We start from the raw sequence: 13,520 nt of genomic DNA, 5'->3' as shown, positions 1-13,520 counted from the left end.
GCGTCTTGTCGCCGCGCTCGATCGTTATTTGCCGCGTGTGTTTCCCGAGGTGCACGTGAACGGTGAGATCCCCGGCTGGAGGCGTGATGGACACGTTCACGCCACCGAGCGCGGTCCGAGCGCCAGGCTCGCGTCGGCGGATCTCGTCGGCCAGCGTCTGACAGTGGACGCTGCCAGTCGGCACAGGGGTCCTCGGGCCGAACTGAGCGATCTGTGTCGGGGCCGCGGCAACCGTCGTCACACGGGCGCGAGGGAGAGCGTGCATCTCTCCATCATCGGCGCACGCGTGACGCAGGATGAGAGCGCGTCGGGTGAGATCGTCCTAGTCGAGCGCCTCGGCGAGCCCGTCGTCGGTGCCCGTCCCCGTCGGCTCGATCTCCGGCGCCCCATGCCCGTCACGTCCTTGCTGATGCCGCTCCCCCCGCCGGTCCGGGCCGGGCACCGCGCCCGGCCCGGACGGAGGTCGTCACTGGTCGCCGATCTTCTTGTCCGCCGCCGACTGCGCCTTGTCGAGCTGCTCGTCGTGCTTGCCACCCGTCGCGGACGAGGCCGCGTCGGACCCCTTCTCCAGGGCGGAGTCGCTCGCCTGCTCACCCTTCTCGCCCTGCATCGCGTCGGACGCCTTGCCCTTGAGGTCGTCGATACCCATGCGTGTTCCCCCTCGGTCCTGCGGAGGGCCTGCCCGACACCCGGGGCGACGAGCGGGCCGCACCGGGCGCCCCGGCGCCGTTCCATCCTGCGTCGACCCCTGGACGCCCGCACCCGCACCGCGGGATCCGGACGGCACCGCACCTGCCGAGGGGCCGAGCCGATCGGCACATCACGTCGCGGCGACCAGCGGGACCTCACTCTCGCGAGCCGACGGCCGTCAGCGGTCCCGCGCTGGGGGCAGGGCGATCTCGTAACCGAGTCCCTGCAGGGCTCGGACGTGATCGATCCCGTCGTCGTGGCTGCCCGGCAGGTCCCAGGGCGACACGAGCCGGCCCGTCGCGTCAGCCTCGTAGATCGCCGTGGTTCCCACGCCTTCGCGCTGGTAGGCCAGGACCAGCACCCAGTCGATCGGAGCGTTGGCGAGCCGGCCCAGCTGGTAGGGCGGGTCGAGGTGGTAGAGCGTGGCCGTGTGCGGGGGGACGAGGTCAGCGCCCTCGGCGTCCGCCCGCGGCTGCAGCATGGCGACGAGCCACGCCACCCGCGGGCCCGGCTGACGCGCAGCCACTCGCGCGCAGGGGGTCCAGTGCTCGCGTGACGTGACGGCGACGTACCGGTCGCCGACGCGCACGACGCCGAAGTCGTACACCCACACCGTCGGGTCGCCGGTACGGAGGTGCTGCACGAAGGGCTTGAAGTCGTGCAGCCACCAGCTCGCCCGCTCACCCGAGGGACCGACGAGCTCGATGCGATGCGGGCCGACGCCCGTCAGCCGCCACGGGGTGCCGTCAGCCCGGACAGCGCGGGCGACGAGGTCCGGCTGGACGACGTGACCGGGAGCGTCGGAGACGCACGCGAGGTGGGTGGGGTCGTCGAGGTGCAGATCAGGCACGGGGTACTCCGTCAGGTCGAGCAGCTTCCCGTGCCGGCGGCACGGGCGGATCTTCCTCCGGGGGCACCGTGCGCTCAGCGCGGTTGCCAGTCGGCCAGCCGGAGGGCTTGAGGCCGAGCTTCGTGATCGGGAGACACCCTAGGGCAGACGACTGACAGCGACGCAGCCGGCTGATCGCGGCGTCATTCGCGCAGTTCTCCACAGATGCGAGACGACCCCCGAGCGAAGCGCTTTGAACTAGTACCTTCCGGACATGCGAATGCACGGACAAGTCGCCCTCGTTGTGGTCACGGTCGGGCTGCTGGTCGCCGGGTGCATGACCGACGCCAGGCCCGCCGACCCCACGGCGGAGCCCACGGAGACGGCGACGCCGACCCCGTCGCCCACGCCCTCGCTGACGTCGGACGTCACCGTGCCACCGGAGCGACCCGAGGCTATGGCGACACCGAGTGCCGACGGCGCGGCGGCTGCGGCTAGGGCGTGTCTCCCATATGAGCGTGGATCACACGTGAGGGGGCTCGACCGCTTCTAGGATCAGGCGTGATTCAGGAGCGCTTGCAGGAGCGGTTTCGTTGGCTGGGTGATCGGACAGACCCGGACTTCCGTGCCGATCTGACGGGGTGGTGGCGGGATGCGGAGTTGCTGGTGCAGCTCGGCCCGGCGCTGGCCGGTCTGTTCTCGGACGTGTCGCCGACGGTGATCGTCGGACCTCAGTCCCGGGGTTCGCTCCTCGGGCCTTTGGTGGCGGTCCATCTTGGTGTCGGGTTCGTGGAGCTGTTGAAGAACCACGCCTCGGCGGCCGATTCGGACGCATGGCTGCAGGTCACGACGCCGCCCGACTACCGCGACCGACACCTTCGGCTAGGGGCGCGCCGGGCGCTACTGACCTCCGGAGACCGGGTGCTCTTCGTCGACGACTGGGTCGCGACGGGTGCTCAGGTCGAGGCTGCGCATGCTCTGGTCGAGCTCAGCGGGGCCACGTGGCTAGGAGCCGCCGTCCTCGTCGATGGCGCTGAGCGAGCCCACGTGAGGCGGAAGGTGAATCTGCGCAGCCTGCTCCACATTCGCGACCTGTAGACGACCGGCTACACACGTGACCAGGTGATGCAGGCGGCGAGGATGACCGCGGCGCGGTAGGTGATGGCGAGCTTGTCGTAGCGGGTGGCCAGGCCGCGCCACTGCTTGGTCAGGGCGAAGTGGCGTTCGACGACGTTGCGTCCGCGGTAGGCGATCGTGTCGAGTCCGCGTGGTCCTCCGCCACGCGCTCCGCGTCGTTTACGGGCGGCGATCTCGTCGGACTTCTCAGGGACGACGACCTTGATGCCGCGGGCGCGCAGCGCCCGGCGGTAGATGCCGGCCGAGTACGCCTTGTCCGCGATCACCGCGTCGGGCCGGGTCCGGGGGCGGCCCGCAGCCAGGCGGGGGACGCGGATGTCGGCCAGCACCGTGGCGAGCAGCGCGCCGTCGTTGCGGTGCCCACCAGTGATCACGGCAGCCAGCGGGCGACCACGCCCGTCGACCGCGGCGTGGATCTTGGTGGTCAACCCACCGCGTGACCGCCCGATGCCATGACCTGCAGGTTCACATCGCTCGATCGGCAGATCCCTGTGATTCGATCCGGCCCCCCCGTGTCCTGATCCGGACGCGTGGTGTTCGTGGCGTGCTGGTGGGCGCGAGCGATCGTCGCGTCCACCGAGACAGCCCAGTCCACCTGACCGGCCGCGTCGGCCTCAGCGAGCAACCGCGCCAGCACCCGGTCCCACGTCCCGTCCGCGGCATAGCGTCGGTGCCGCTTCCAGGCCGTCTGCCACGCCCCGAACGGCTCGCGCGGCAGGTCCCGCCACGCGATCCCCGTCCGATACCGATAGGCGATCGCCTCAACCACCCGCCGGTTGTCCCCGAACGGATGCCCACGCCGGCCCTCATTCGAGGGCAACAGCGGCTCTACCCGAGCCCACTGCTCGTCCGAGAACACCCGATACCGCGAAGACGCCGTCACCCCCACACACTCCCGCGAGCCTCAGGTGAGATATGGGAGACACGCCCTAGTTGTCCACGCCCCACTCCCACGCATCCCCCAGCCGCTTCCGCACCGCCTCCCCCCCCACCTCCTCCACATACCCCCGCGGTCCCACGACGACCAGCAGCACCCGCGCCCGCGACAGCCCGGTGTAGAGCATCGTCCGCGCCCGCGCCGGATCGCGGACCCCGTTGACGGCCAGCACGACCACGGTCCGCTCGAGCCCCTTGAACCCGAGCACGTGCCCGTAGAACACGTCATCGCCGGCGAAGAACCCGTCCCAGTACTCCTGGTAGCCGGCCATCCCGACGGTCTCGACCTGCATGGGGTGCCGCCGCCCGGTGGTGAGCAGCGCGATCTGGCCCGGCGCCCAACCCTCGTCGAGCAGCGCCTCGACGACGTCATCCGCGGCACCGACCGCCTCCTCAACCGGCACGTCCACCACGCGCACCGGCGCGCCCGCCCACCCGCGCGGCCGAGTGACGCCGGCATGCAGCGCACCGCAGAGCTGGGCGATCTGCTTGGTGGAGCGCAGGTTCTCGTCGAGCTCGATGACGGTGAGCTCGACGGGCGCGGTACCGGAACGGGGGAACACCCGCTGGCCGTCGTCGGAGAACACGGCGAGGCGGCCGCGGTCGGGGTCGCGCAGGCAGCGCAGCAGCGCGGGCCACCACTCGTCGCCGAAGTCCTGGGCCTCGTCGACGACGACGGCGTCGAACAGGTCCGCCTCGGGGCGCTGCGCGGCGAGGTCGCCGAGCTCGCGCGGCAGGCGCTCCTCCCAGTCGGTCGGATCGGCATCGTCGCCCGGTGCGGCGCCCCACCGCACCGGCAGCTCGTGGAACAGCCCGACGTACGCGGGCCGCTCCCGCACCGGCCACGTCGCGGTCGTCCGCTCCAGGTACCGCGCCAGGCCCCGCGAGTAGCACATGAGCGCGACGCGCTCCCCGGCCCGGGCACGTCGCCGCGCGTGCTCGAGCGCGAGCCACGTCTTGCCCGTCCCCGCCCCGCCGACGACGTGCACCCGCGGCACCGCGTCGAGGAACCGCATGGCGTGCGCCTGCTCGCGCGTCAGCCGGTCGAGGTGGTCCTCGTACTCGGCAGCGACAGCGAGCGTCTCCGCCTGGGACGGGAACCCGCCGGTCAGCCACTCGACGAGCGCTTCGGCGGCCGGCTCGTCGAGCGGCGCGTGACCGGCTCCGTGCTCGTCGATCGCCCGTCGCACGAGATGGACGGCGCGCCCGCCGTCGGCGACGTCCGCCCGGTCGAGCAGCATGGCCCTCGGCAGCTCCGGCGCGTCCCAGTCCCCCGGCACGTAGGTGTGCGGCAGCGCGACGAGATGCGCTGTCCGGGCGAGCGCCCCTGCCAGGCCGTGCCGGCGCAGCAGCGCGAGCAGGGTGTGCTTGGCGTCCTGCACCTGCCCGACGGGGTCGATGGGGTGCCGCCCGGCACCGGACCCCTGCCACCACTGCCCGTCGGCGCGGACGACGTGCCCGCCCTTCACCTCGATCGCGGCGACACCCACCCCCGGCCACACGACGAGCAGGTCGATCTCCCGCTCCTTGGGACCGTCCTGCAGCGCGGTGCCCGCGAGGAGCACGACGTCGTCCGGCAGGTGGTCGCGCAGCGCCTCCCACACGGTCTGCTCGGCACCGCCGTCCTCGGGGAACGCGGGGTGCTCGGGGTAGGTGCGCGCCACGGTCGTGACCTCCTCGGGTGGGTGTCCACCTCCGGTATCGACATCGCGGGCCACGGCCGTGAGCCGCCCGCGTCGGGGCGTGCGACGTCAGGCGTCCGCCGAGGCGGCGGCAGGGTCGTGCGGGGCGTCCGACGGGGCGTCACCACCGTCGACTCCGCCCGTGCCGGGGCACCCCGCGCCGGTGGGTCCCGACGTCTGCGGACGCAAGTCGGACGTTCGCGGGCGGCGCGTGACACCGCGGTCGGGTGGCTTCTCGGAACCGTGACGGCACCGCGCCTGGCATCGCATCCGCCACTCGTGTGGACGGCGCCCGCAGGGCTCTGCGAACCGGTAGGTTTCGGGCGGCCCGCCGGATCGTGACGAAGGAGGCGCGATGACCGCAGTCGACTCGGCCGAGCGCCGGGTGAAGGAGCTGCAGGCGCTGCTCGTCACGGCGCGTGAGCGTGTCCCGTCGCTGCGGCGGGCGACCCATGCAGTCGGGGCTCCGGGGAGTTGGACGGGCACGGCCGCCCACCGGCTGCACCACGACGAGCTGGTCCTGCTCAGCGGCCGGCTCGCGCACAGGCTCGAGCGCGCCGAGGACGCGGTACTCGAGGACCTGCAGCACGCCCGACGAGCCCTCAGCCGCGCTCAGGACGAGCAGGAGGCCGTCGAGCGGAAGTCCACCACGTGACGCGGGTCGTCGAGGTCAGCGCCGAGGCGGTCGCCGGCGTGCGCTCGGACGTGGCCCAGGTGTGCGAGGCGATCGACGCGGAGTGGGTCTCCCTGCGGGCACGCGCCCGCAACCTCGGGGTGCCGACGCCCGGGTTCGACGACGTCCTCGGCGCCGCCGACCGGCTCGGTTCGCACGTGCTGCCGGTCGTCGACACCCACCTGGACCGGGCCCAGGCGCTGGAGCAGCTGCGGTACGGGTCGATGGGCGGCCCGCTGCCCGTGCTCGATGTGGACCCCGCACCGGTCTCCGTCCCGTTCACCACCACGCCCCTGGACGACGGAGGCCAGACGCTCACCTGGGGCGCGACCAGCGCGAGCGAGATCACCGCCGACCGGCAGGACACCGACCGCTCCCGTGACATCGGCGACTGGTTCGCCGACCGGTGGGACGACGCCGCCGACGCCGTGGCCGACGGCACGCAGTGGGTCGCCGACAAGGCCGGGCAGGCCTGGGACGCCGTCACCGACGCCGGGGCGGCCATCGGCGACTGGTGGGAACGCACCACCGCCGACCTCGGTGAGTGGATCGACACCCACCTGGACGGGGTCCGCGAGTTCATCGGCCGGCACGTCGCGATCTTCCGGTTCCTGGCCGACGCCCTGCGGATCGTCGGATGGGTCCTCGTGGTCGTCGGTGCCGTGCTGGCCGTCGCCCTGGCCGTCATCGGCGCCATGGGCGGCACCGCCGCCGGCGCGATCTTCGGGTTCGGCGTCGGCGCCGTACCCGGCGGAGCCGCCGGCGCCGTCGCCGGGCTCACGTTCGGACTGAAGATCCTCGGCGTCGGGTTCACCCTCGTCTCGGTCGGGGACTTCCTCGACGTGGCCGCCGACTGGGGCGAAGGCAAGATCGACGGACAGGAGCTGGTCAAGCTCGGATCCCTCGAGCTCGGCCTGGCCGTCACGTCGCTGATCGGTGTGGGGGTCGTCGGCAAGATCCTGCAGAAGGCCCTCACGCACCTGCCCGCGTCGTGGCGGTCGCGGATCGACGACATTCTCGCTCCACGCAGGGGCGTGGGCGGGCCTCGCACTCATGACGAGATGATGGCGCCGTTGCGGTCGGACTCCCCTTCGGGTCCAGGCTGGGTGCGCGAGCCTGACGTCGCACCCGATGCGCAGTACGGCAAGCCACGGAGCATGACGTCGTACCCCAGAGGTGGGAGCGCGCCGCCGCGCACCATCGACCCGGACGTGGCGCGACTGGGGGGCGACCTGTCACACCCCTGGGGACGCGATCCCCACACCGGGTTGCCTTTCACGGAAAGGGAATGGTCACGCCGATACATCAACGAGCGGGCCGACCTCCGTTGGCCACCCAATGACGGGGCCGTGGCAGGATCGCGGGTCGTCTTCCACGATCTCGAACGGTTCCGCGCGCTCTACGGAGATCGGTTCGACCGCGTCGGCTGGCCGGGCGGCACCTACCTCGGCGTACCGCCGGGCTTGGCATGGGGCGAGCGCGCGTTGCCGCCCGCAAACCTGGACAGGCCCGTCATGGGGTACACATTCACAGGAAGGGTTCCACGTGGCATCACGGTTGAGGTCTCGGAGATCGCTCCGGCGTTCGGCCAGCCAGGCGGCGGCATCCAGGTTCGATTCCTGCGGGACGGGAACGCAGCAACGGTGACCGACCTCTTGAGATGGGGAGTGCTCGCATGACACCTATCACCCTCCCGCAGGCCGTTCTCCAACTGGCTGCCGAGTCCGGCGCCTTCGTCAGCTCGACGAGCGACGGCTCGGGCCTCGAGATCGGGGACTCCGAGACGAATCACGTCGTCCGCAGGGCCCACGACGTCTTCACGGTCGATGAAGTGCAGCGTGGCAGGACGACCGGCGTCGTCCTGCGTACTGCCGAGGAGGCCGCGCTCTTCCGGTTCCTCGCGTTGATCTTGGGCAGCAGGTGGCGCGCTGCCACTGGGATGGGCGAGCTCGCGCCCGCTCCGCGAGATCCTCCGGAAGGAACCGCCCTGGACACGTCCGACTGGCGGCACTCCACTGTGCGGTGGGTCGAGGGCGGGACCGAGCGGTGGGCCGATGACCTCGTCGACTACAGAGCGGCAGACCTTGCCAGGACACTCGTCTACCCGCTCGACGTCGTCGTCGCCGCAGTTCGGGAGCCGTCCGGAGCACCCGTGTTCACGTGAGCGGCATCGGGAGCCATCGATGACCCTTGGCACGAGGCCAGCCCTCACGCTGACTGGTCCACAGGCCTATCCGATCGCCACCGACCGCCGCCTGTAACCGGTACTTTTCCGGCATGCCGACGCGCCCGGGCCGACGAGGCTCCACTCTCACGCTGGCGGTCCTGCTGGCCTCCGGTGCTGCGCTGACGGGCTGCACCGACGACGGCGAGCCCGCACCCACCAGCAGTCCGGCGACCACCGCGAGCTCGACGCCGACGCCGAGCCAGACGCCCGAGTCACCAGGGTTGCCCGCCCGACCCGCAGCGATGTCGACGAATGACGAGGCGGGTGCGCTCGCCGCGGCGCAGTACTTCGGGGTCGATCTGTACGCGTACGTCTTCGCGACCGGCGACCTCGCGGAGTGGCGCGCGATGTCGGATCCCGCCTGTGGGTTCTGCAACGGAGTCATCCAGAACGTCGAGCAGATGCAGGCCACCGGTGAGCTCGACCGCGGTCAGGTCGCTCTCGTGGAGTCCGCCTACGGGTCGACGATCACGGAAGGCAGCCGGTACACGGCAACGATCGTCGTGCAGCAACCGGCTTCGACGGTGGAGGACGCCAGCGGCACCGTCACCGGACAGCGCGAGGCGCAACGGTACGAGCTCTACTTCGCGATCGCCTGGCAGGACGGGTGGCGGATGCTCGCGGTCGACGCGACCGCCGTCGAGGGATGACCGTGCGCGTTCTCCGCCGGGGTGGGATGGTCGTCGGCACGACTCTGACACTCGTCGTGCTCATGGCGTCGGGGACACTGGCGGCGGGCCGGGACACCTCCTACGGTGGCCAGACGTCTGAGACCGGTGATGCGGTCGAGCTCAATGCGCGGGACGGCAACGAGCAGCAGCAACGGCACGAATCCCTCAAAGGCACCCCCGCCTACGACCTCACCCAGTACCGCCGCGCCCCGCGGTGCAACGTCTCCAACGCCGTCCCCACGACACCCCTCAACGGGCAGTGCCCGCCCGCCGACGGGGTCGCCGGGGTGAACAACTGCGGTGAGGACGTCCCGCTCGACGCGCTGTGGAGCCGGGAGCGCTCGACGCCGACCGCGGCCTGGTCGCCCTGGACGATCGTCGACGCCGGTGGGTGCGCCGCCGACATCCTCCCCGTCCTCACCTCTGACGACTTCCGTCGCCTCCCCCTGCCCGCCCCCACCCTGACCCTGCAGCCCGACCGCGGCTGGGCCCTGGTCAACATCGAGACCATCGTGTCCACCGACCCGGCCCCGGTGACCCTCCGCACCGACCTGCTCGGCATCGGCGTCACCGTCGAGGCCACACCGCGCCGCTGGGCGTACGACTTCGGCGACGGCCACACGCTCACCACCAGCTCTCCGGGCCGCCCCTACCCGGACCACGACGTCTTCCACGAGTACGAGCAGCCCGGCACGACCACCATCACGCTGACGGCCGAGTGGACCGGCCGCTACCAGGTCGACGGCAGCCCGCTGTGGCGCGACGTCGACGGCGTCGCCAGCACGACCGCGGCCACCGCACCGTTCACCGTCGAGGAACGCACGAGCCGCCTGGTCTCAGGCTTGTGCACCGACGTCCCCCGCCCGCCCGACTGCTGACGCGCACCACGCCAACCACGACACCCCCCACGCCCGCGATCGGACACCCACGATGCCCGCACCCCTGACCGCACCGGACGACACCGACCTCGCGCATCTCGGCCTGACTGCCGACGTCGGCGAGGAGCCGTGGGTGCGGTCGGTGTCGTTCCCGTCCGAGCACGCCACCGTGCGGCTCACGTCGAGGTCACCCGCGAGACGGTCGACACCGTCACGATCGACCGGGACGCGGACGGGCACCACGTGGCCGTCACGTCCCGCAGCGACGGCCTGGCGGGCCGGCTGACGGTCACCGTGACGTCCGCAGGCGTACGGATCCACGACACCGTCCTGCGCACCTGACACCAGCCGGCCGACGTGCGGGCACCGTCCTGACCCCCACGCCACCTCCCCACCACCCGAGGATGTCCCACCCATGCACCCACCGAGAACCGCGCGGTGAAGACCGCCAATCTCGTCTCGACCTCGACCTCCTTCGAGGACGACGTCTGGCGCGCCGCGGCGGCCCTGGGGGCGGTCGTCGACGGACCGTACGCCCAGTACCCCGACGACCAGGACCGCTACCTGACGATCTTCGGCGCACTCGACCCCCGGCACGCGCACGACTGGCGTGACGACCTCGCCGCGCGCCCCGGACTGGACGACATGCCCGACCTCAGCACAGCCCTCGCTGTCTCTGTCGAGTGCCGCTGGGAGGACTTGTTCGCCTCGTGGATCGCACGGCTGGCGGCACTGCTACCGGAGCCCGCGTGGGTGGTCGACGGCGACGGGGTCGTGTGGCCTGCCGCCGGCGTCGACCCGAGGGCGGTGCGCCTGTGACGCGTCAGGGGCAGTTCGTCACCGGAGCGTCGTACCCACCGCAGCCGGCCGGATACCAGGAAAGGACGGTCCGACGCCACGAGACAGACCGAGACCCTCGGTCCGCCAGCCTCGCGGACCGTGGAAAGGCCCGCACCGTCAGTGCCCGACCTGCGAGGATTCGCCGGTGCCTGCCAACGTTCGAATCGTGAACCGACCTGGATCCCGCCGAGCGGCCACGGCGACGACGATGGCCGTCGGGGTCATGGTTGCCGGGGCCTGCACCGCAGGGCCTCTCACGGCGGACGAGCAGCGCGCGGCCATGGCGGACACCACGCGCACCGTCGCCGACCGGACGGCAGACGGCATGAGGACGGACTCGATAGAGGTCACAGACGACGCTGCCGAGCTGCGCGACTGCCCCGACGGCGGGAGCCGATACGTCTTTGCTGCGACAATCGGCCCTGTCGGTCGGGACAAACTAGCGAGCACCATGGGCAGTGCGTTGACCCGCGCCGAGAACAGGTTCCTCGGCGTGGTCGAAAGACTCGGACTCGACCCGGCGGATGAGGGCCTCGCACGCTTCGATCGTCTGGATATCGCCGACCCGGCGGCGGCTGAGGACGTTCGCCACGCGACGTATCACGTCACGGACGGCGACCTGCAGGGCATCACGCTGTCGTTCAGCGCAGCAACAGCCGGAGCCGATGACATCGTCGTCGACGTCGAAGGCCACACGCGCTGCACCTGACTCAGACCCTGCCGAACACAGCCTGCACACGCCCGAAACCGGCGTGGAACTCGCCGGCGGCATCCGTCACGGAATCGTAGGTCGACTGAACAGAAGCGTCGACGTTGGTCGACACCATCCACGCCGCGAACTCTGCGTCGAGCGCAGGGCTGTCGATGATCCTCACAGGGTCGATCAGTCCTCCGGTCGGCGACCGGAGCGCTGACGGCAGGCCCGCTGCATGTCGTGGATCGTTGGCGACCAGGAGCTGGGCGACCACGGCGTCCTGGAGCCGGGCGACTCGGACAGCCTGTGCCTCGAGCCGTCCCGCGTGCGAGGCGGCGACGTCGCCGTCGACGAAGACGCCCAATCCCTTGTTCATGCCGAACTTCCCCGCTTCCCAGAGCACGGTGCCGACGAGGCCGTCAGGCCCCGCGACCTGGTCCAGGACCAGACCGGTCGTCGTTCCCAGGAGGTCGCGGGTCGCCTGCGCCTGGGCGTCCATCTCGCTGCGTACCTGGTGCTGGGCGAGGTACTGCGCTCCCGCGAGGCTGCCGAACCTGCTGGCGACTCGGCCCATCTGCTCGCTGTTCCCCGCTGCCGCGTCCAGGCGCACCGCGTTCACCATCAGCCCGTAGTACAGCTCACCCACCGCACGGTCGAACGGCGCCGAGAGCTCGTCGGTGTGACCGAAGGTCGCCAGGAACCCGCGGGTGTCCTCCAGGGAGAGGTAGAACAGCGGCCGCGGCCCCGGGATGTCCTCCCACCCCTCGGGTCGGCTGCGGGTGGACTCCGGCACCCGGCACGCCTCCGCCGTCGCCCCGGCGAGCATCTCCGGCGCCCAGGCCGTGGCGATCGCGGCGTAGTGCTCGCGGGCGAACCACATGGTCCCGTCCAGCCGCGCGGTGGCGGTGATCGCGTCGAACGGGAACCGTGCGGCGGCGTGCCGGGCGGGGTCTTCGCCGACACCCGCACCTGCCGCCAGCGCGGCTCCGAACGCCTGGTCGACCCGCACACCGAACCGGGCGTCGTAGGCGTGGACACGCTCGACCATCGCCCCTGTGCCCGGCCCGGCCGAGATCGCCAGGCGCGCGGCGGTGGGGTCGGTGGCGAGTGCGGTGAACGCGAGCTCCATGCGGTCACGGGGCAGACCGACGGCCGCAGGACGACCGTCGAGCACGTCACCGCGGACGTCGACGGACAGGTCCTCGACGAGCGAGTCCAACGCATTCGCGCGCGTGAAGGCCACCAGGTGCCGCGTCGGGATGGTGCCGTGCTGGAGCAGCGCCAGCCGCCCCCAGGCCACGTCGTGATCCGCCGGCGCCGGCCGAACGCCGCGACCGTCGCGGCGAGACCCGCCGGAGGGTCGGCGTCGTGCAGCGCCGCGGCGAACCCGCGCCCCAGCACCTGCAGGTCCCGTGCGCCGCGCCCGGACCACTCCTCCCGCACCGCCAGGCCCGATGCCATCTCGGCGACGACGTACGCCAGCCGCTCGGTCCGTGCGGTCCCCAGCTCGGCGTAGAACCCGGACATCACGTCGGGATCGCCGACGTGCCCCTCGAGCCGCGCCAGCAACGCGCGCAGCCGAACGGCTGCCTGCTCCCCCGCCGAGTCGACCGCGACCAGCTCGGCGGCCAGTCCCCGGCCCACCACCTCGGCCTGCCGGGCGTCCAGGACGGGCTCGACGATCGTCACGACCCCGCCGCGCAGGGCGATCGGGACGGCCGTGTCGGCGAGCCTGGCCAGGTCCAGACGACGACGCAACCCGGGCAGCTCCCCGTCCACCCACGTCGCGATGTGCTCGACCTTCCTCAGCTCGGTCACCGGGACGTCCAGGGCGTTCGCCCTACCGGTCAGGTCCGCGCACACCCCGTGCAGCGACGACGCCGCGCCCTCGAGCCGCGCGACCAGCAGCGCCAGACCCTCGACGTCGACACTGGCGAAGGCCACGCTCACAGCTCCGAGACCGGGACGTCGAAGCTCGGCGGCACCGCCGCGCGACGCGCCGTGACCGCGTCGATGAACGCCTCGAACCGCAGCGGCAGGTCCGCCCGACGCCCGTCGAGCTCCAGGGCGAACGACTCAGCCGCGGTCGGCCCCGTCCACACCCGGTCCTGCGACATGAGAGCGGCCGGACGCTCCAGCACCCCGGCGACGACCACCGCCATCGACCGCGCCCGCTCCAGCAGATCGGTGAGGTCCTCGTACTCCGGGTTCGACACGGTCCGGGTCTTCAGCTCCCCCACAGGCCCCTCCGCGATCGCTGCAC

Annotated in this window: 15 protein-coding genes and 1 riboswitch; of the genes, 9 read left to right on the top strand and 6 right to left on the bottom strand. The window is 71.9% G+C overall.

Annotation, left to right across the window (positions count from 1 at the left end; all coding sequences use genetic code 11):
- Positions 1 to 466: 466 nt before the first annotated feature.
- Both BMZ16_RS01305 and BMZ16_RS18810 read right to left on the bottom strand, forming a co-directional pair.
- On the bottom strand, positions 467 to 649 hold the full coding sequence (locus tag BMZ16_RS01305) for an Rv0909 family putative TA system antitoxin (RefSeq protein WP_089797773.1): 183 nt from the start codon (positions 647 to 649) through the stop codon (positions 467 to 469).
- Between the two features lie 219 nt (positions 650 to 868).
- A complete protein-coding gene (locus BMZ16_RS18810) occupies positions 869 to 1,540 on the bottom strand; it encodes a hypothetical protein (protein WP_143082711.1) in 672 nt (223 codons plus the stop codon).
- Between the two features lie 18 nt (positions 1,541 to 1,558).
- Positions 1,559 to 1,668: riboswitch (SAM riboswitch) on the bottom strand.
- A gap of 412 nt (positions 1,669 to 2,080) precedes the next feature.
- Here BMZ16_RS18810 and BMZ16_RS01300 point away from each other — a divergent pair.
- Positions 2,081 to 2,617 carry a phosphoribosyltransferase family protein gene (locus tag BMZ16_RS01300; protein ID WP_255366288.1) on the top strand — a complete coding sequence of 179 codons (537 nt, stop codon included), beginning with the start codon at positions 2,081 to 2,083 and terminating at the stop codon, positions 2,615 to 2,617.
- Between the two features lie 8 nt (positions 2,618 to 2,625).
- On the opposite strand, the gene BMZ16_RS01295 is transcribed toward BMZ16_RS01300, so the two are convergent.
- Together BMZ16_RS01295 and BMZ16_RS01290 are read right to left on the bottom strand one after the other, a co-directional pair.
- A protein-coding gene (locus BMZ16_RS01295; protein WP_255366287.1) for an IS5 family transposase occupies positions 2,626 to 3,545 on the bottom strand; the annotation gives its coding sequence in 2 pieces (ribosomal slippage) (positions 2,626 to 3,165 and positions 3,168 to 3,545; 918 coding nt in all).
- A gap of 40 nt (positions 3,546 to 3,585) precedes the next feature.
- Entirely contained in the window at positions 3,586 to 5,256 is a 1,671-nt protein-coding gene (locus tag BMZ16_RS01290) for an NERD domain-containing protein (RefSeq protein WP_089797771.1), read from the bottom strand.
- Positions 5,257 to 5,629: 373 nt separating this feature from the next.
- Here BMZ16_RS01290 and BMZ16_RS01285 point away from each other — a divergent pair, with 373 nt between their 5' ends.
- The 8 genes from BMZ16_RS01285 (at position 5,630) to BMZ16_RS01250 (ending at position 11,272) form a co-directional block, all read left to right on the top strand.
- Entirely contained in the window at positions 5,630 to 5,929 is a 300-nt protein-coding gene (locus tag BMZ16_RS01285) for a hypothetical protein (protein WP_089797769.1), read from the top strand.
- Between the two features lie 176 nt (positions 5,930 to 6,105).
- Positions 6,106 to 7,626 (top strand): TNT domain-containing protein, encoded by a 1,521-nt coding sequence (locus BMZ16_RS01280; protein ID WP_143082710.1) that lies wholly within the window; start codon positions 6,106 to 6,108, stop codon positions 7,624 to 7,626.
- Complete coding sequence (locus BMZ16_RS01275) at positions 7,623 to 8,111, top strand: alpha/beta hydrolase family protein (protein ID WP_089797765.1); 489 nt, start codon at positions 7,623 to 7,625, stop codon at positions 8,109 to 8,111. Before BMZ16_RS01280 ends, BMZ16_RS01275 begins: the two co-directional genes overlap by 4 nt.
- Positions 8,112 to 8,224: 113 nt before the next feature.
- Positions 8,225 to 8,824: a DUF6318 family protein gene (locus BMZ16_RS01270; RefSeq protein ID WP_255366286.1), complete on the top strand. Its 600-nt coding sequence runs from the start codon at positions 8,225 to 8,227 to the stop codon at positions 8,822 to 8,824.
- A gap of 2 nt (positions 8,825 to 8,826) precedes the next feature.
- Positions 8,827 to 9,723, top strand: coding sequence for a PKD domain-containing protein (locus BMZ16_RS19115; protein ID WP_177199550.1), 897 nt, complete (start codon positions 8,827 to 8,829; stop codon positions 9,721 to 9,723).
- Positions 9,724 to 9,852: 129 nt separating this feature from the next.
- The gene (locus tag BMZ16_RS01260) at positions 9,853 to 10,065 is read left to right on the top strand and encodes a hypothetical protein (protein ID WP_089797761.1); all 213 of its coding nucleotides are present in this window, start codon (positions 9,853 to 9,855) and stop codon (positions 10,063 to 10,065) included.
- A 96-nt stretch (positions 10,066 to 10,161) separates the two neighbouring features.
- Positions 10,162 to 10,542, top strand: a complete 381-nt coding sequence (locus BMZ16_RS01255; protein ID WP_089797759.1) for a hypothetical protein — start codon at positions 10,162 to 10,164, stop codon at positions 10,540 to 10,542.
- Positions 10,543 to 10,843: 301 nt separating this feature from the next.
- On the top strand, positions 10,844 to 11,272 hold the full coding sequence (locus BMZ16_RS01250) for a hypothetical protein (protein ID WP_143082709.1): 429 nt from the start codon (positions 10,844 to 10,846) through the stop codon (positions 11,270 to 11,272).
- Between the two features lies 1 nt (position 11,273).
- Here the strand turns inward: BMZ16_RS01250 and BMZ16_RS01245 are convergent, their stop codons facing one another.
- Positions 11,274 to 12,557, bottom strand: a complete 1,284-nt coding sequence (locus BMZ16_RS01245) for a hypothetical protein (protein WP_089797755.1) — start codon at positions 12,555 to 12,557, stop codon at positions 11,274 to 11,276.
- 646 nt (positions 12,558 to 13,203) lie between these two features.
- The gene (locus BMZ16_RS01240; RefSeq protein WP_089797753.1) at positions 13,204 to 13,497 is read right to left on the bottom strand and encodes a hypothetical protein; all 294 of its coding nucleotides are present in this window, start codon (positions 13,495 to 13,497) and stop codon (positions 13,204 to 13,206) included.
- Positions 13,498 to 13,520: the final 23 nt, after the last annotated feature.

The organism is Cellulomonas sp. KH9 (assembly GCF_900114185.1).
Taxonomy (GTDB): domain Bacteria; phylum Actinomycetota; class Actinomycetes; order Actinomycetales; family Cellulomonadaceae; genus Cellulomonas.
This window is presented reverse-complemented; position numbering and strand designations above follow the sequence as displayed.

Excerpts from the sequence above, each read along its gene's own strand:
- BMZ16_RS01305 (WP_089797773.1), bottom strand. The coding sequence starts at position 649 with ATGGGTATCGACGACCTCAAGGGCAAGGCGTCCGACGCGATGCAGGGC.
- BMZ16_RS01285 (WP_089797769.1), top strand. The coding sequence starts at position 5,630 with ATGACCGCAGTCGACTCGGCCGAGCGCCGGGTGAAGGAGCTGCAGGCG.
- BMZ16_RS01275 (WP_089797765.1), top strand. The coding sequence starts at position 7,623 with ATGACACCTATCACCCTCCCGCAGGCCGTTCTCCAACTGGCTGCCGAG.
- BMZ16_RS01270 (WP_255366286.1), top strand. The coding sequence starts at position 8,225 with ATGCCGACGCGCCCGGGCCGACGAGGCTCCACTCTCACGCTGGCGGTC.
- BMZ16_RS01250 (WP_143082709.1), top strand. The coding sequence starts at position 10,844 with ATGGCGGACACCACGCGCACCGTCGCCGACCGGACGGCAGACGGCATG.